Source organism: Paraburkholderia sp. 40 (assembly GCF_050434105.1).
Lineage (GTDB): Bacteria > Pseudomonadota > Gammaproteobacteria > Burkholderiales > Burkholderiaceae > Paraburkholderia > Paraburkholderia tuberum.
This window is the reverse complement of sequence record NZ_JBNPVY010000004.1, coordinates 3,682,650-3,699,397: the sequence shown is the minus strand read 5'-3', so window position 1 is coordinate 3,699,397 and position 16,748 is coordinate 3,682,650. Positions and strand designations below refer to the sequence as shown.

20 protein-coding genes are annotated in these 16,748 nt (G+C 63.9%); 14 read left to right on the top strand and 6 right to left on the bottom strand.

What is annotated here, in order from left to right:
• Nucleotides 1-13: 13 nt before the first annotated feature.
• The 3 genes from OKW28_RS39120 to gpmA all read right to left on the bottom strand — a co-directional run bounded on the left by OKW28_RS39120 (nt 14) and on the right by gpmA (nt 3,695).
• Nucleotides 14-772 carry a HesA/MoeB/ThiF family protein gene (locus tag OKW28_RS39120; RefSeq protein WP_429453374.1) on the bottom strand — a complete coding sequence of 253 codons (759 nt, stop codon included), beginning with the start codon at nt 770-772 and terminating at the stop codon, nt 14-16.
• Between the two features lie 242 nt (nt 773-1,014).
• Complete coding sequence (locus OKW28_RS39115) at nt 1,015-2,592, bottom strand: S41 family peptidase (RefSeq protein WP_429453372.1); 1,578 nt, start codon at nt 2,590-2,592, stop codon at nt 1,015-1,017.
• A 356-nt stretch (nt 2,593-2,948) separates the two neighbouring features.
• Entirely contained in the window at nt 2,949-3,695 is a 747-nt protein-coding gene (gpmA, locus tag OKW28_RS39110; RefSeq protein WP_429453370.1) for a 2,3-diphosphoglycerate-dependent phosphoglycerate mutase, read from the bottom strand.
• Nucleotides 3,696-3,832: 137 nt separating this feature from the next.
• On the opposite strand from gpmA, the gene OKW28_RS39105 reads away from it, so the two are divergent.
• The 5 genes from OKW28_RS39105 (at nt 3,833) to OKW28_RS39085 (ending at nt 6,818) form a co-directional block, all read left to right on the top strand.
• The gene (locus OKW28_RS39105; RefSeq protein ID WP_429454602.1) at nt 3,833-4,258 is read left to right on the top strand and encodes a rhodanese-like domain-containing protein; all 426 of its coding nucleotides are present in this window, start codon (nt 3,833-3,835) and stop codon (nt 4,256-4,258) included.
• On the top strand, nt 4,255-4,515 hold the full coding sequence (grxC, locus tag OKW28_RS39100) for a glutaredoxin 3 (RefSeq protein ID WP_090802871.1): 261 nt from the start codon (nt 4,255-4,257) through the stop codon (nt 4,513-4,515). The genes OKW28_RS39105 and grxC overlap by 4 nt, the downstream gene beginning before the upstream one ends.
• Nucleotides 4,516-4,662: 147 nt before the next feature.
• On the top strand, nt 4,663-5,139 hold the full coding sequence (gene secB, locus OKW28_RS39095; protein ID WP_429453369.1) for a protein-export chaperone SecB: 477 nt from the start codon (nt 4,663-4,665) through the stop codon (nt 5,137-5,139).
• A gap of 22 nt (nt 5,140-5,161) precedes the next feature.
• Nucleotides 5,162-6,160: an NAD(P)H-dependent glycerol-3-phosphate dehydrogenase gene (locus OKW28_RS39090; protein ID WP_429453367.1), complete on the top strand. Its 999-nt coding sequence runs from the start codon at nt 5,162-5,164 to the stop codon at nt 6,158-6,160.
• Nucleotides 6,161-6,257: 97 nt separating this feature from the next.
• Nucleotides 6,258-6,818 carry an O-acetyl-ADP-ribose deacetylase gene (locus OKW28_RS39085; RefSeq protein ID WP_429453365.1) on the top strand — a complete coding sequence of 187 codons (561 nt, stop codon included), beginning with the start codon at nt 6,258-6,260 and terminating at the stop codon, nt 6,816-6,818.
• On the opposite strand, the gene trmL is transcribed toward OKW28_RS39085, so the two are convergent.
• Together trmL and OKW28_RS39075 are read right to left on the bottom strand one after the other, a co-directional pair.
• A complete protein-coding gene (gene trmL, locus OKW28_RS39080; RefSeq protein WP_090802877.1) occupies nt 6,791-7,261 on the bottom strand; it encodes a tRNA (uridine(34)/cytosine(34)/5-carboxymethylaminomethyluridine(34)-2'-O)-methyltransferase TrmL in 471 nt (156 codons plus the stop codon). The two genes, OKW28_RS39085 and trmL, sit on opposite strands and share 28 nt — an antisense overlap.
• 18 nt (nt 7,262-7,279) lie before the next feature.
• The gene (locus tag OKW28_RS39075; protein ID WP_429453363.1) at nt 7,280-8,026 is read right to left on the bottom strand and encodes a phosphoribosyltransferase family protein; all 747 of its coding nucleotides are present in this window, start codon (nt 8,024-8,026) and stop codon (nt 7,280-7,282) included.
• Nucleotides 8,027-8,148: 122 nt separating this feature from the next.
• On the opposite strand from OKW28_RS39075, the gene OKW28_RS39070 reads away from it, so the two are divergent.
• The 8 genes from OKW28_RS39070 (at nt 8,149) to OKW28_RS39035 (ending at nt 15,529) form a co-directional block, all read left to right on the top strand.
• Nucleotides 8,149-9,114 (top strand): methyltransferase domain-containing protein, encoded by a 966-nt coding sequence (locus tag OKW28_RS39070; protein ID WP_429453361.1) that lies wholly within the window; start codon nt 8,149-8,151, stop codon nt 9,112-9,114.
• A gap of 395 nt (nt 9,115-9,509) precedes the next feature.
• Nucleotides 9,510-9,986, top strand: a complete 477-nt coding sequence (locus OKW28_RS39065; protein WP_429453359.1) for a DUF2244 domain-containing protein — start codon at nt 9,510-9,512, stop codon at nt 9,984-9,986.
• Nucleotides 9,987-10,050: 64 nt separating this feature from the next.
• A complete protein-coding gene (gene coxB / locus OKW28_RS39060) occupies nt 10,051-11,703 on the top strand; it encodes a cytochrome c oxidase subunit II (RefSeq protein ID WP_429453357.1) in 1,653 nt (550 codons plus the stop codon).
• A 44-nt stretch (nt 11,704-11,747) separates the two neighbouring features.
• Complete coding sequence (ctaD, locus tag OKW28_RS39055; RefSeq protein WP_184002596.1) at nt 11,748-13,361, top strand: cytochrome c oxidase subunit I; 1,614 nt, start codon at nt 11,748-11,750, stop codon at nt 13,359-13,361.
• A gap of 109 nt (nt 13,362-13,470) precedes the next feature.
• A complete protein-coding gene (locus tag OKW28_RS39050) occupies nt 13,471-13,605 on the top strand; it encodes a cytochrome oxidase small assembly protein (protein ID WP_018419308.1) in 135 nt (44 codons plus the stop codon).
• A gap of 42 nt (nt 13,606-13,647) precedes the next feature.
• Nucleotides 13,648-14,286 (top strand): cytochrome c oxidase assembly protein, encoded by a 639-nt coding sequence (locus OKW28_RS39045; protein ID WP_429453355.1) that lies wholly within the window; start codon nt 13,648-13,650, stop codon nt 14,284-14,286.
• Between the two features lie 50 nt (nt 14,287-14,336).
• Complete coding sequence (locus OKW28_RS39040; protein ID WP_018419310.1) at nt 14,337-14,546, top strand: DUF2970 domain-containing protein; 210 nt, start codon at nt 14,337-14,339, stop codon at nt 14,544-14,546.
• Nucleotides 14,547-14,671: 125 nt separating this feature from the next.
• Nucleotides 14,672-15,529 carry a cytochrome c oxidase subunit 3 gene (locus OKW28_RS39035; RefSeq protein ID WP_184026608.1) on the top strand — a complete coding sequence of 286 codons (858 nt, stop codon included), beginning with the start codon at nt 14,672-14,674 and terminating at the stop codon, nt 15,527-15,529.
• 160 nt (nt 15,530-15,689) lie between these two features.
• On the opposite strand, the gene OKW28_RS39030 is transcribed toward OKW28_RS39035, so the two are convergent.
• Nucleotides 15,690-15,899, bottom strand: coding sequence for a twin transmembrane helix small protein (locus tag OKW28_RS39030; RefSeq protein WP_008921867.1), 210 nt, complete (start codon nt 15,897-15,899; stop codon nt 15,690-15,692).
• A gap of 111 nt (nt 15,900-16,010) precedes the next feature.
• Between OKW28_RS39030 and OKW28_RS39025 the strand changes: the two genes are divergently transcribed.
• Nucleotides 16,011-16,727 carry an SURF1 family protein gene (locus OKW28_RS39025; RefSeq protein WP_429453353.1) on the top strand — a complete coding sequence of 239 codons (717 nt, stop codon included), beginning with the start codon at nt 16,011-16,013 and terminating at the stop codon, nt 16,725-16,727.
• Nucleotides 16,728-16,748 lie beyond the last annotated feature (21 nt).

The window sequence follows — 16,748 nt, the reverse complement described above, 5'->3', positions numbered from 1 at the left end:
GTGCAGAACCGCCTCAAGACCCGTGCGCGTGGCCGCACACCGGACAATCCAGCTGACGTCCGATGCGCATCGTGTTCCATTCCATCCGCAGCGAATCGAGCATCGTCAGGCGGCCCACGAGCGGCATGCCGATTGCGCCGATCACCTTCAGCGCTTCGGCAGCCTGCATCGAACCGATGATGCCGACCGTCGGCGCGAACACGCCCATCGTCGAGCATGCGACTTCTTCGAACGGCTGGTCTTCGGGAAACACGCACGCGTAGCACGGCGACGCTTCATCGCGGAAATCGAAAGTGCTGATCTGGCCGTCGAAGCGCAGCGCCGCGCCCGACACGAGCGGCACGCGATGCTTGACGCACGCGCGGTTGATCGCGTGACGCGTCGCGAAGTTGTCGGTGCAATCGAGCACGACACTCGCGTGCGGCACCTCGCGGTCGAGCCACGCATCGTCGACGCGCTCGGCCACCGCGTTAACGACGACCTCGGGATTGATCCGCGCGAGCATGTCGCGCCCGGACTCGACCTTCCTACGTCCAACCGACGCGCTCACGTGCAGGATCTGTCGTTGTAGATTAGTCAGGTCGACGGTATCGGCATCGACGAGCGTCAGACGGCCGACGCCCGCCGCCGCGAGATACAGCGCGGCTGGCGAACCGAGCCCGCCCGCGCCGACGATGATCGCGTGGGCGTCGATAAAACGCTGCTGCGCCTCGATGCCGATTTCATCGACGAGGATGTGGCGGGAGTAGCGAAGGAGTTGATCGTCATTCATGGCGGGGCGCGTGGGGTGTGTCGCTATGTCGCTGTGTCGCGCAAGGAGAGGCAGGCCGAGGGGCCGCGGCGCGCATTCGTGGCTGTTATTTTAATCGCGCGGGGAGGGTGGCGGTTGCGGCTTGCCGTGATGCGTCACCGGTTAGGCGGCGGCTTTTGCTGAAACTGTTGCGGCGTGTCTTCGCAGACTATCGTGCTGCGAAGACACGCGCGGGGTTCGCTGCCTGTTGGCCAGCGGCCAGCTTACTTGCCAGCGGGAGCCGGTGCCGAAGCCGGCGCCGGTCCCGATGCGCCCGGCACCGGTTGCGTCGGCTTCACCGCGACCGGCGCGGAGGCCGACGTGCCCGGCTTGTTCTGCGCGAGACGGCGTTCCATCAACGACTTCGATTCCTGAACCGGCTTGCCTTCGAGTTTGCCGACTGCCTGTTGCAGCATGAAGTCGTCAGCCGAACCGAACTCGACCGGCTTGCGTTCGCGCTCCTTCTGGCGCTGTTCCGGCGTCTTCTTGTCGTTCTGCTCTTCGAGCTGACGCAGTTGCTCCATGCGCTCCTGCTCGCGCTGCTCCGCTTCCTTCTTCTCGTTCGGGTCCTGCGTGTTCGCGAGGTGATTCGAGTAGTCGACTTCGCGGGTCACGAGCGCGTCGTCCGGATCGCCGTCCGCGTATTGGTCGACAGGAAGGTCGGGGCGGATGCCCTTGTTCTGGATCGAACGGCCGCTCGGCGTGTAGTAATACGCGGTGGTGAGGCGCAGTGCGGTGTCGGCCGTCATGGGGCGCACGGTTTGTACCGACCCCTTGCCGAACGTGGTCTTGCCGAGAATCAGCGCGCGGTGCTGATCCTGCAGCGCGCCCGCGACGATTTCCGACGCCGACGCCGAGTACGCGTTGGTCAGTACGACCATCGGCACGGTCTTGAAGATGGCCGGGACGTCCTTGAGCGGATCGCTGTCGAACGATTGCAGACGGTAGTTATCGTAGGTGTCGCGATAGATCTGCTTCGAATCCGGAATCTGACCGTTGGTCGACACCACCACCGAATTCGGCGGCAGGAACGCGCCCGCCACGCCGACCGCGCTTTGCAGCAGACCGCCGCCGTTGTTGCGCAGGTCGAGGATGAGGCCCTTCAGGTTCGGCTCCTGGCGCGCGAGATCCTGCAGCTTGGCCGCGAGGTCGGGCGTGGTGCGTTCCTGGAAGCTCGTGATGCGCACGTACGCGAAGCCCGGCGCGACGATCTTGCCCTTCACCGACTGCACCTTGATGATCGCGCGCGTGACGGTGAGCGGGAACGTGCGGTCGTCGGTCTTGCGGAAGATGGTCAGTGTGACCTTGGTGCCCGGGTCGCCGCGCATCTGCTTGACCGCCTGGTCGAGCGTCATGCCGCGCACGGGCTTGTCGTTGATGCGCGTGATCAGGTCGCCCGGACGGATGCCGGCGCGGAACGCGGGCGTGTCTTCGATTGGCGAAATCACCTTGATCAGGCCGTCTTCCGACGAAATTTCGATGCCGAGGCCCGCGAAGCGGCCCTTGGTCTGCTCCTGCAGCTCTTCGTAGTCGGTCTTGTCGAGGTACGACGAGTGCGGGTCGAGGCTCGACACCATGCCCTTGATCGCGGCGGTGAGGAGCTTCTTGTCGTCGACCGGTTCGACGTATTCGTGCTTGATCTGCCCGAACACTTCGGCGAAAAGCCTGAGCTGGTCTAGCGGCAGCGGGGCGACCGCGGCGCTAGCGGGTTGCTGGGCCGAGGCGGAGTATTGCAGTGTGGCAAAGACACCGGTAGCAAGGCCCGCGGCAATCAGGCCGATATTTTTCAGGTTCTTTCGCATAGAGTCTGTTGCGGTCGGAAGCGCGTGGCAGCGTCGATAAAGATTGGACGGACAAGTATAACTGCACACCCGCCTGCTCAGGGCGCGGTGCAGGCAATCGTGCTTCGACAGTACGGGAAGGCCCTGGTTTCTTGCGATCCGGCCCGCGGATGGCGAGCCCTATGACATGGCACTCGGCGGGTCGAAACTGACAGATGCCGCGCAAGGCCAGCGGATGCGGACGCCGCTACGGTGAACCCTGCAGCGGGCCTCTGAATCTGACCGCCGGGCGCAATACAGAATTTCTTGCCGGCCCGGTTGTCTGCGTGCGGCCCCGCGCGTTTTCGTGGCGTGGGGCCGCGCCCGGAAATGCCGGATCAGCCCGCCTTGCCCTGGCTCGCGACCGCGGCTTGCGCCTTGGCGATCGCGTCCTGGTCGCCGAGATAGTAGTGCTTGATCGGCTTCAGGTTGTCGTCGAGTTCATAGACGAGCGGCACGCCGTTCGGGATGTTGAGGCCGACGATGTCGCTGTCCGAGATGTTGTCGAGGTACTTGACCAGCGCGCGGATCGAGTTGCCGTGCGCGGAGATCAGGATGCTGCGCCCCGACTTGATGGCCGGCGCAATCGACTCGTTCCACAGCGGCAACACGCGCGCGACCGTGTCTTTCAGGCACTCGGTCAGCGGCAGTTGCTCGCGCGGCACCTTGGCGTAGCGCGGATCGGTGTACGGCGCGCGTTCGTCGGTGGGCTCGAGCGCGGGCGGCGGCGTGTCGTAGCTGCGGCGCCAGACCAGCACCTGCTCGTCGCCGAACTTCGCGGCGGTTTCGGCCTTGTTCAGACCCGACAGCGCGCCGTAGTGGCGTTCGTTCAGGCGCCACGAATGCACGACGGGCAGGTACATCAGATCCATCCGGTCCTGCACATGCCACAGCGTGCGGATCGCGCGCTTGAGCACCGACGTGTAGGCGATGTCGAACGTATAGCCGGATTCCTTGAGCAGCACGCCCGCCTGCTGCGCCTCGAGGTTGCCCTGCTCGGTGAGGTCGACGTCGACCCAGCCGGTGAAGCGGTTTTCCTTGTTCCAAGTCGATTCGCCGTGGCGGATGAGAACGAGTTTGTACATGAGAGTTGCCGGTCGGTAGTGAGGAAGCGGTCTCGCGCCGTGCGGCGCCTCGGGCGGCGCATCGCCATCGCGTCGAACGGTTATTTTATAATGCTCGGGTTGACCTTTTCGATTTCTCTCTTTCCGGCGGATCTTCCGTGAAGTTTTTCACCGAATACACAAACCTTGTCCTGATCGCAGTCGTCCTTATCTCTGGTGGGTTGCTGCTGTGGCCGACCATCAGTCGGCGTGGACGTGGCGGCCTGTCGGCCGCTGAAGCCACCCAACTGATCAACCGGCGCAACGCGGCGGTCATCGATCTGCGGCCGTCCGCCGATTACGCCAAGGGGCACCTGCCCTCGGCACGGCATTTCGAATTCGCAGAGTTGCAGGCGAAAGTCACGCAACTCGCGAAGAACAAGAGCAACCCGGTGCTGCTGGTGTGCCAGACCGGCCAGCAGTCGAACAAGGCCGCGCGTATCGTGCAGGAAGCGGGATACGCGGAAGTCCATGTTCTCGAGGGCGGCGTCGACGCCTGGCAGAAAGCCGGTATGCCGGTTGTGAAACAAGGAGCAGCCAAGTGAACAAAGTGATCATGTACAGCACCCAGGTGTGCCCGTATTGCCAGATGGCCGAACGTCTTTTAAAGTCGCGCGGCGTCGAGCACGTTGAGAAAGTACTGATCGACAAGGACCCGGGCCGTCGTGAGGAGATGATGACCCGGACCGGTCGTCGCACGGTGCCGCAGGTGTTCATCGGCGAGACGCATGTGGGCGGCTATGATGACCTTTCCGCGCTCGATCGCGCGGGCGGTCTGACGCCGCTGCTCGAAGCAGCCTGAGTTCGCGCGTTTCGCGCCGCGCGAGCGGGCGGACCGCTCGATAAGCCGGCGCACGCGCTCCTCGTGGAGCCGGCGAGCCGGCGCAATAATCTGGCGGCCCATGCGTGCATCGGCCGCCGCCACGCACACCTATCAGGAATCACCATCATGTCCGACGAGAATAACCAGCCGTTCTTCAACATCCAGCGCATCTATCTGAAGGACATGTCGCTCGAGCAGCCGAATTCGCCGGGTATCTTCCTCGAGCAGGAAATGCCGTCGGTCGAAGTCGAAGTCGACGTGAAGGCCGAGCGCCTCGCCGAATCCGTGTTCGAAATTCTCGTGACGGGCACAGTCACGGCCAAGGTGTCGGACAAGGTCGCGTTCCTGATCGAAGCGAAACAGGCCGGCATTTTTGACATTCGCAACATTCCTGCCGAGCAGATCGATCCGCTCGTCGGCATTGCCTGCCCGACCATCCTGTTCCCGTACCTGCGCTCGAACATCGCCGATGCGATCACCCGCGCCGGCTTCCCGCCGATCCACCTCGCCGAGATCAACTTCCAGGCGCTGTACGAGCAGCGTCTCGCTCAGATGGGCGCGGCCCAGCAGGACGGCGCGGCGCAAAAAGGCGTCACGCATTAAGGCGCCGCGCGCAGTGCCGGCTATGAAAGTCGCCGTTCTCGGCGCTGGCGCCTGGGGCACCGCCCTCGCCGGCCATCTGGCCTTAAGGCACCACACGGTGTTGTGGGCGCGCGAGTCCGCGCTCATCGCCGAGCTTTCCACTTCGCATGAAAACGCCCGCTATCTGGCGGGCGTCACATTGCCGCCCGCGCTTCGCTACGAAGCGGATCTCGGAGTGGCGCTCGATCACGCGCTCGACGACGATGCGCTGTGCGTGGTCGCGACGCCCGTGGCTGGCCTGCGCGGCCTGTTGCGCGCGATGCGCGATGCGGGCAAGGTGCCCGCGCATATCGTGTGGCTGTGCAAGGGGTTCGAAGCGGATTCGCAGTTGTTGCCGCATCAGGCGGTCGCGGCGGAATTGCCCGAGCATGCGAGCAACGGCGTGTTGTCCGGACCGAGCTTCGCGCGCGAAGTCGGGCAGGGGCTGCCGGTTGCGTTGACGATCGCGAGCCCGTCGGCAGCGTGCCGCGAACGCACGGTCGCGGCGTTCCATCACGGCGCGATGCGCATCTATACCGGCGACGACGTCGTCGGCGTCGAAGTGGGCGGCGCGGTGAAAAACGTGCTCGCCATCGCCACGGGCATCGCCGATGGCCTCGGCCTCGGTCTCAATGCACGCGCGGCGCTGATCACCCGCGGCCTCGCCGAAATGTCGCGCCTTGGCGTGACGCTCGGTGGGCGCGCGGAAACCTTTACCGGGTTGACCGGCCTCGGTGATCTGATTCTGACTGCTACCGGCGATCTGTCGCGCAACCGCACCGTGGGCCTGCAACTCGCCACGGGCCGCACGCTCGACGACATCCTCGGCGGTCTCGGTCACGTGGCCGAAGGCGTGCGCTGCGCGCGGGCGGTACTCTCGATCGCACGTGCTCATGCAATCGAAATGCCGATCACGCAGGCGGTCTGCGCGGTGCTGTTCGACGGCGTGGCGCCGCGCGATGCGGTTAGCGCGCTACTGCGGCGCGATTCGAAGGCGGAATAAAGCGTTTTCTCTCAGCCGGTTAGCGGAAATTCGCGTTGAACGGCTGTCTCGCCCGGTTGTCCACTTCGTTAACGAGACTCGGGTCAGCGAGGTTCCCATGCCAACCTTCAATCTCAGTCGAGGCACGTGCACGCTCGAAGCGCGCGTGGTCGATATCACGACGCTCGCCGTCGATGCGATCGTCAATGCCGCGAATACTTCGCTGCTCGGTGGCGGCGGTGTGGATGGCGCGATTCATCGCGCGGCCGGCAAGGAGTTGCTGCGCGAATGCGAAACGCTCGGCGGCTGCGCGACCGGCGACGCCAAAATCACCGCCGGCTATCGTCTGCCCGCGAAGCATGTGATTCATGCGGTCGGTCCAGTGTGGCGTGGCGGCGCGCATGGCGAAGCCGACCTGCTCGCATCGTGCTATCAGCGCTCACTTGAAGTCGCGCGCGAAACTCAGTGCACGAGCATCGCGTTTCCAGCGATCAGCTGCGGTATCTACCGTTTCCCCGCCGACGATGCGGTCAGCATCGCGGTCGCGACCGTACTCGACACGTTGCCGCGCACGCCACACATGAAGCACGTGACGTTCGCGTGCTTCGACGACGCGATGTTCGCACGCTACGAGGCCGAGCTCGAACACCGTCAGGCGCCGCCTTCGAAGCCGGCCTGACGCCACGCTTCGAACACCACGATCGCCACCGTATTCGACAGATTCAGACTGCGATTGCCGGGACGCATCGGCAGACGCACGCGCTGTTCGTTTGCAAAGCGCTCGAGCACCGTGCCGGGCAGGCCGCGCGTTTCGGCGCCGAACACGAACCAGTCGCCCGGTTGAAACGCGTGGTCGTGAAAGCGCCCCGAACCGCGCGTCGTGAATGCGAACATTCGCGACGCGTCGGGCGTTTCTTTCGCGATGAACGCGTCCCAATCGGCATGCACGTTCATTTCCGCGTACTCGTGATAGTCGAGGCCGGCGCGCCGCATCTTGGTGTCGTCGAGAGGGAAGCCGAGCGGCTCGATCAGGTGCAGCCGGGCGCCGGTGTTCGCGCACAGGCGAATCACGTTGCCGGTGTTGGGCGGAATTTCGGGTTCTACGAGAACGACGTTGAACATAAGAAGACCACGTAAAAGCTAGTTTTTCGGAGTGCGCAGCGCGACGAAGTTCGTAACCCGCCGCGCGCCGGCGGCCTTCAGCGTATGCGCGAGCGCTTCGAGCGTCGCGCCGCTCGTCATCACATCGTCGACGATGCCGACGTGCAGGCCGCGCACTGGGCGCGCGACGCGAAACGCGCGGCCGACGTTCTGCCGGCGCGAATCGAGATCGAGGCGCGATTGCGGCGCGGTGTCGAGCGTTCGTTCGAGCAGCGTGGCGTCGCCGCGCACGCCGAGCGCCCGGGCGAGCGGCCGCGCGATCTGCCAGGCCTGGTTGTAGCCGCGCTCGACCAGACGGCGACCGGCGAGCGGCACTGGCGCGATCACGTCGGGCCGCTCGGCCGCGTCGTGCCAATTGGCTTCCGCGAGCCGCGCGAGGCGTTGCGCGAAGTCTCGCGCGAGCATCAGCCGGGCGCGGAACTTCAGGCCGACCGCGAGCGTATCGAGCGGCGCGCGATAGTCGGCGAGCGCGAAGCTCGCGTCGAACGGCGGCGGCTCGGCCACGCAATCCGCGCAGCGATACCGCGCCTGAGCGACCCAGCGTGACGCCGGCAACGGCACCGCGCAAACGGTGCAGCGCAGCCGGCTCTCGTTCCAGTAGGCCGCGTCGCAACCGTCGCACAACGTCTTATGCGACAAATTGCCGCACAACGCGCACAGGTTCGGCAGCGCGGCGTTCAAGGCCCGCGGCCATGCCGAATGCAGACCGCGCGCAAAACGCGCCACCTGATTTCGACACGACGAAGAAAATGACTGAAATCGCACGACTGAGCGCCGGTAGAAAGCCGTTCTCGCTGAATGGAGGGGAACGAACGAGTATACTTCGAGCTCACGCCAGCACGACACACATGTCCCCAACATCCGCTCAATCTGGCCGTCCGGCCTACGATTCACGGCGCCTCAGGCGTATTTTCGACCGTCGTGCCGCTACCTTCGACGAGGTTGCGTTCCTGCCGCGCGAGATTGCGCAGCGCATGCGCGAGCGTCTCGATTACATCAAGGTGGCGCCCTCGAGCGTGCTCGACGCCGGTTGCGGCGCGGGCGAAGACCTCCCCGCATTGCGCGAACGCTTTCCCGAGGCGCCGGTGTTCGGCGCTGATCTGTCGCACGGCATGCTCCGCCGCGCGCTGCGTCACGATGCCGGCGACACCAGTTGGCGGCGCTTTCTTCCCGCCTCACTCGGCAAGGCGCTCGGCGCGCGTGGCCCGCGCTTCGCGCAAACCGATTTCTCCGCGCTGCCGTTCACGTCCGGCGCATTCGAATTCATCTGGTCTAACCTCGCGCTGCACTGGCACTCGCGGCCCGATCTGGTCTTTCCCGAATGGCAGCGCGTGCTGAAGGTCAACGGCCTGCTAATGTTCAGCACGCTCGGCCCCGATACGCTGAAGGAGTTGCGCGGTGCCTACGCCGAGATCGAGGCCGCGCGCGGCGTCGCGTCTCGCAAGCATGTGATCGACTTCGTCGACATGCACGATCTCGGCGACATGCTCGTCGAGGCGGGCTTCGAGATTCCGGTGATGGACCAGGAGACGCTGACGATCACCTACAAGTCGCCCGAGTCGCTGCTCGCGGACGTGCGTCGCTGGGGCGCGTACCCGTTCGAGCGCGATGCGCATGACGGCGTGCTCGCGCGTCGGTTGCACAAAGCCCTGCTCGCCGCGCTCGAAGCGCGTCGGCGCGCCGACGGCACGATCGCGCTGACCTTCGAGGTGATCTACGGACATGCATGGAAAGCCGTGCCGCGCACCACGGCGGAAGGATATGGCATCGTGCGGCTCGAGGACATCGGACGAGGTCCGGGCAAGCGTGGATAGCAGATTGCGGCGCTGTCATCAACTGCTTGCCGACGGTGCGGTTGACGTGTTGCAAAAGCGGTAAAGAGGACATCCGTTATGCCTGGGATTTGCCCTCCAAAAGAGCCGCAAAATGCCGGGCAAAATGGCGCGAAGGCTTGTCGCGCCTGGCTTGTGGGCCGATCGGGGCTTGCTTGTCGATGCTATGGATCGCGCCTATAATGCGTCAGTTTGTCACCCGAGGTTCCCACATTTGGGGTGGCAAGCCCGAGACGCGGGGCTGCAAAATGAAGTGATGCGGTAGGGGTTGGCGCGGTCGCGAGTGATGCTGGAAACAGTGGCACGAACGGCGACCGCGAGATGCATCCGGAAGTAAAAGAAGGCAGGCCGGACGCGACGATTCGCAGGAGGCAGCGATGGGCGCATCAGATCATCTGCTGGCGGATTCAGAACCTGTCCTCAGGGACTGGACCATGAAGCGCAACTGTTCGATATCGCCGCGGCAGTTCGTCTGTCTGTACGTGTCGCTTGCGTTGTTCTCGTTGGCAATTGCATTCATGCTGGTTCTGGTCGGCGCCTGGCTGGTGTTGCCGTTCACCGGAATCGAATTGCTGGCCGTAGGTATCGCCTTTGCAATATATGCGCGTCATGCTGTCGATTACGAGCGCATCCGGTTGTTTCCGAACCGGCTCGTGATCGAGCAGGTCAGCGCCGAGCAGATTACGCAGTTCGAATTCAATCCGCGCTGGGTGCGGATAGAGCCGGGCGCAACTCAGCGCGATCAGATCAAGCTGGTCTCGCGCGGGCAGACGATCATGATCGGGCAACATCTCGCGCAGAATCGGCGCGCGCAGTTCGCAGGCGAACTGCGTATGTGGCTGGCACGTTGTTAGATGGTGCCGGACGCGCGGCGTTCAAGGGGGCGCGACACGCTGCCAGCGGGGTCGAGGGGTTTGAATGGAAAATTTGGGTAAGGAAGCTATGAAAACAATCAAGCGAGCGCTCATGAGCGTGCTGGCGACGAGCGGACTGCTTTTCGCCGGTGCCGCCCTGGCAGTGGGCGATGCTCCGGGCGGCCCCGCCGTCAACGCGATCAATCTCCAGCCGCCTGCAACGAGAATCGCTGAGGAACTGTTCAGCCTCCACATGTTCATGCTGGGACTTTGCACCGTGATCTTCATCGGTGTGTTCGGCGTAATGTTCTATTCAATCTTCGCGCACCGCAAATCGAAAGGCCACAACGCAGCCAATTTCCACGAAAGCACCACCGTCGAAATCATCTGGACGATCGTGCCGTTCATCATCGTCGTGCTGATGGCGCTGCCCGCCACCAAGGCCGTCGTCGCGATGAAGGACACTTCGAACGCCGACCTCACGATCAAGGTCACCGGCTACCAATGGAAGTGGGGCTACGACTACGTGAAGGGTCCGGGCGAGGGCATCGGCTTCCTGTCCACGCTCGCCACGCCGCGCGCGCAAACCGAGGGCCGCGAGCCGATCTCCACGCTGTATCTGCAGGAAGTCGACAACCCGCTCGTGGTGCCGGTCGACAAGAAAATCCGCATCATCACCACCGCGAACGACGTGGTCCACTCCTGGTACGTGCCGGCCTTCGGCGTCAAGCAGGACGCGATTCCCGGCTTCGTGCGCGACACGTGGTTCAAGGCCAACCGCACCGGCACGTTCCGCGGCTTCTGTACCGAACTGTGCGGCAAGGAACACGCGTTCATGCCGGTCGTCGTCGAGGTGCTGTCTGCCGACGACTACGCGAAGTGGGTCGACGAGCAGAAGAAGAAAATGGCCGCCGGCCAGGACGATCCGAACAAGACCTACACGATGGCCGAGCTGATGGAACGCGGCGGCAAGGTCTACACGTCGAACTGCGCGGTCTGCCACCAGCCGACCGGCAAGGGCGCGGGCGCATTCCCGGCGCTCGATGGCAGCCAGATCGCCAACGGTCCGATCGGGCAGCACGTGAGCCTCGTGTTGAAGGGCAAGAACGCGATGCCTTCGTGGGCGCCGACGCTGAACGACGTCGAAATCGCCTCGGTGATCACGTACGAACGTAACTCGTGGGGCAACCACACGGGCGACATCCTGCAGCCGAAGCAGGTCGCCGACGCGCGCAACGGCAAGCTGCCGGAAGGCGGCGATCATCTGGCCAGCGCCGGTGCTGCCGCGAGCGGCGCCGTTGCGGCATCGGGCGCGGAAGCAGCGTCGGGCGCAGAAGCGGCGTCCGCACCGGCCGCATCGGGCAACGAGGCTGGCGCGGCTGCTTCGAACAACGCAGAGGCCGCGCTGCCGGCGAGCATCTACTTCGAGACCGGCAAGAGCACGCTGCCGGCCGACGCGAAAGCGGCGGTCGACGCGGCCGCGGCCTACGCGAAGGCGCATCCGGACGCGAAATTCACGCTGTCGGGCTTCACCGACGCAACCGGCTCCGCCGACGTCAACGCGAAGCTCGCGAAGAGTCGTGCCGAAGCCGTTCGCGACGCGCTGAAAGCAGCCGGCATTGCCGACGATCATATTATTTTGAAGAAGCCGGAAACGATCACCGGCGGCACCGACGCGAAGGAAGCCCGGCGCGTTCAGATCAGCCCGGCAGCCTGACGTGTTCATGGTCAGCACCGCAGAATTCGCTTTAGGAGATTGTCATGTCTAGCATCGGACACGATGTAGTCGCGGGCCACGAGCACGTGCACGGCGACCATGCCCACGAAACGCCGCACGGCTGGCGCCGTTGGCTGTTCGCAACCAACCATAAGGACATCGGTACGCTGTACCTGATCTTCTCGTTCACCATGTTCCTGTCCGGGGGCGTGATGGCGCTGATGATCCGTGCCGAACTGTTCGAGCCGGGTCTGCAAATCATGCGTCCCGAGTTCTTCAACCAGTTGACCACCATGCACGGGCTGATCATGGTGTTCGGCGCGATCATGCCGGCGTTCGTCGGCTTCGCGAACTGGATGGTGCCGCTGCAGATCGGCGCATCGGACATGGCTTTCGCGCGGATGAACAACTTCAGCTTCTGGCTGCTGCCGGTCGCCGCTGTGCTGCTGGTCGGCTCGTTCTTCGCACCGGGCGGCGCGACCGCCGCGGGCTGGACGCTGTACGCGCCGCTTTCCACGCAGATGGGCCCGGGCATGGACTTCGCGATTTTCGCGATCCACCTGATGGGTGCGTCGTCGATCATGGGCGGTATCAACATCGTCGTGACGATCCTGAACATGCGTGCACCCGGCCTCACGCTGATGAAGATGCCGATGTTCGTCTGGACCTGGCTGATCACCGCGTACCTGCTGATCGCCGTGATGCCAGTTCTGGCGGGCGCGATCACGATGGTGCTGTTCGACCGTCACTTCGGCACGTCGTTCTTCAATGCGGCAGGCGGCGGCGACCCGGTCATGTACCAGCACATCTTCTGGTTCTTCGGGCACCCCGAGGTGTACATCATGATCTTGCCGGCGTTCGGGATCGTCTCGCAGGTGATCCCGGCGTTCTCGCGCAAGCCGCTGTTCGGCTATAGCTCGATGGTGTACGCAACGGCATCGATCGCGATCCTGTCGTTCATGGTGTGGGCGCACCACATGTTCGTGACCGGCATGCCGGTCACGGGGCAGTTGTTCTTCATGTACGCGACGATGCTGATCGCGGTGCCGACCGGCGTGAAGGTGTTCAACTGGGTTGCGACGATGTGGCGCGGTTCGCTGTCCTTCGAAACGCCGATGCTGTTCGCGGTGGGCTTCCTGATCGTGTTCACGTTCGGTGGCCTGTCGGGTCTGATGCTCGCCATGGCGCCGCTCGACATCCAGTATCACGGCACTTATTTCGTGGTCGCGCACTTCCACTACGTGCTGGTGGCGGGGTCGCTGTTCGCGCTGTTCGCCGGCTGGTACTACTGGTCGCCGAAGTGGACCGGCTGGATGTACAACGAAACGCGCGGCAAGATCCACTTCTGGGCGTCGATGTTCTTCTTCAACCTCGCGTTCTTGCCGATGCACTTCGTCGGTCTCGCGGGCATGCCGCGTCGTTATGCCGACTACCCGGCGCAGTTCACCGACTGGAACCAGGTGATCTCGATCGGCGCGTTCGGCTTTGGTCTGTCACAGGTGTACTTTCTGTTCGCGGTGGCGCTGCCCGCCTACCGTGGTGGTGGCGAGCACGTAGAAGCGGGCGACAAGCCGTGGGACGGCGCAACGGGCCTCGAGTGGACCGTGCCGAGCCCGGCTCCGTTCCACACGTTCGAGCATCCGCCGACCGTCGAGTAAGCCTATCCCGGCGAGGTGTCGGGTTCCGGCGGCGCGACATGCCGCCACCGGACTCGGGCGCTTCGCGCGGCGGCCTCGCCAGTCAAGAACCGTACTCAGAAAGTCGAGCATGACGCGCAATCCACAGGAAAGACGTACGCCGGAGCAGATTCGCGCGGGCAACAGGCGGATAGGGTTGGTGATGTTCGCGATCGCCGCGGTGTTTTTCGCGAGCGCCATTCTGAAGCAGTGCTGGTTCAGCTAACGCCGCATTTGCAGTCCGTATGCAGGTTTGTTGAGGATTCAGATGTCGACGCAACCGTCGGCCGAGGCCGACCGCTCTTTCAACCGTTCGATGCTGATCAAGCTGTTCGTCGTCGCTTTGATGATGTTCGGTTTCGGTTTCGCGCTGGTACCGATGTATCGTGCGATCTGCCAGATCACCGGCGTGAACAACCTCGTGCAGCGCGACGTTTCAGCGCGCGAGGCGAAGAATACGCAGGTCGACATGAGCCGCACGATTTCGATCGAATTCGATGCGAACGCGCGGGGCCTGTTGGGTTTCAAGCCGGAGCAGCGCAGTCTCGACGTGCATCCGGGCGAAGTAACGACGGTCATGTACGACGTCAGCAACGAGCAGTCGCGCACGATCCGTGCGCAGGCCATTCCGAGCTACGCGCCGAAGCAGGCGACCGAGTACTTCAGGAAGATCGAGTGTTTCTGCTTCACGCAGCAGACGTTGAACGCGAACGAGACGAAGCGGATGCCGGTGGTGTTCGTCGTCGACCCGAAGTTGCCGAAGGACGTGAAGACGATCACGCTGTCGTACACGTTTTTCGAGTTGAACACGCCGGCGGCAGCTAGCGCGGATGATGCGGCGCCGAAGGCGAATGCAGTGAACGATGCAGTGACCAGCGCGGCAGCCACTCCCGCGAAGCCGGCCTGAAGCAGATTTGACGGCGCGAGCCGCGGACGAACGAAGGAAGACGAAGCGACATGAACGATAACGGCGGCAGTCCGCGCAAGAGCAGTTTCGGTCAATCGATGCGCGCGGTGTTCTGGTCGTTTTTCGGCGTGCGCAAGCGCCGCGATCTCGAGGCGGACGCGACGCAACTGAACCCGCTGCATGTGATCGTGGCGGCGCTGATCGGCGCGGCGGTTCTGATCGGGGTGCTGATTCTGGTCGTGCGCCTCGTGGTCGGTTGAGGCAGTAGCAGGGCACAGCAGCAGAGAAGAGCCCACGAATTAGAGAGAAGCGGTGCGGTATCGACGCGCCGCCGAAGATACAGCCGGAGATTCCGGAACAACTGGACTGAAGTGGAGAATCAAGAATGAGCGGTCAAAACGAGAGCCCGTACTATTTCGTACCGCATCCGTCGCGGCATCCGATCAGCGCCGCTACGGGGTTGCTGGTCATGCTCGGATCGCTTGCGGCCTGGATCAACGACCATACCTGGGCGCCGCTTGGCGTGCTCATCGGTCTGCTGTGGCTGCTCTTTACGCTGTGGCATTGGTTCGGCGACGCGATCGCCGAGTCGGAAGGCGGCATGTACGGCAAGAACGTCGACCGGTCGTACCGCTGGAGCATGAGCTGGTTCATATTCTCCGAAGTGATGTTCTTCGGTGCATTCTTCGGCGCGCTGTTCTATGCCCGCGAAATCGCGCTGCATCAACTCGGCAGCCTCGACTACAAACTGATCTGGCCGGATTTCACGGCGGTGTGGCCGAACAACGGCCCGGCCGAACTCGTGGGCACCTACAAGTCGATGCAGCCGTGGCCGGTGCCGACCATCAACACGGCGCTGCTGCTGTCGTCGGGTGCGACGCTGACGGTGTCGCACCACGCGCTGCGCGACAACCATCGCAAGAAGGCGATTGCGTGGCTCGCGGCGACCCTCGTGCTGGGCGTGAGCTTTCTGTTCCTGCAGGGCTTCGAATACTTCCATGCATACAACGAGCTGAACCTCACGCTGGCTTCGGGCATCTACGGTTCGACGTTCTTCCTGCTGACCGGCTTCCACGGCTTTCACGTGTTCCTCGGCGGCACGATGCTCGCCGTCGTGCTGGTGCGCCTGATCCGCGGCCACTTCACGCCGGAACATCACTTCGCGTTCGAAGGCGCGGCCTGGTACTGGCACTTCGTCGACGTCGTGTGGCTCGGTCTGTACGTCGTCGTGTACTGGCTGTAATGCGGCCAGATCCGTGCGCGCAACGCCGTTCAGGCGGCGCGCACGAGCAGTATGCAAGGCTGAATGCAGCGCCGCCCTCGACCTCTCAGGGCGGCGTTTTGTTTGGCGGCGAGGAAAATTTGCCGCTGACGGGGATGCGGCGGCGACCTATCCGCGAGCGTCAGCGCCCGTACGGAATCCCGGTCGACTGAATCCAGCCCATCCAGTGTGCGAACAGGATGAACAGGAACAGCGAGATCGACAGGCCCACCCGCGTGGCGAGTGACCAGACCATCCGCTTGGTCTTGCCTTTGTCGTGCATCATGAAATACAGCGCCGACACCATGCTGGCGATGATGAGAGCAAAGGCGATGGGAACGATAATGTGCATGGAACCAACTGAAACCGGAAAGCGCAGTGGCAAGACATTCATTATCGCACCGCGAGCGGGCGTCTGCCGCAGGTTCCCCGCGGCCCTGAGCGCGATGCCGGAGCGCCTGCAATGAAGTTTCGCCTGATTCCCGCGCTGCTGATCCTGCTGGTCGTCGTCGTGACGATGCGGCTCGGTTTCTGGCAGCGCGATCGCGCGCATCAGAAGGAAGCGCTCGAGGCGCACATCACGCAGTTCGAGAACGCGCCTGCGTTGCCGGTCGGCGCGGCGCCGCTCGCGCTGAAGAACGTCGAGTTTCATCGCGTGAAAGCGCGCGGCAGTTTCGTCACGGACAAGGTCGTGTACCTCGATAATCGTCCGTATAACGATCAGCCGGGCTTTTACGTCGTGATGCCTTTTAAACTCGCCGACGGCGGCTACGTGCTCATCAATCGCGGCTGGCTGCCGCGCAACCTGAGCAATCGCGAGACCATCGCGCCGTACACGACGCCGTCGGGCGAGGTCGAGATCGAAGGGATTGCGCGTGCCGACGCGTCGCGCGCGTTCGAGCTCGGCGAGGGCGGATCGGCCGCGCATCGCCTGATCCGGCAGAATCTCGATGTCGGCTCGTACGCCGCGGAGACCGGGCTGCCGCTGCAATCGTTCGTGATCCAGCAGACCGGCGATGCCGGCGATGGCCTGGTGCGCGACTGGCCCGCGCCGACCACCGGCGTCGAGCGCAACTACGGCTACATGCTGCAGTGGTGGGGCATGGCCGCCGCCGCGCTCGCCTTCGGTCTGTATGCGGCGCGCCGCGCGGGCAAAAAAGAGCACGCGCCGGGCGCGTGAGGAACGCAAGGCACGGCTCGC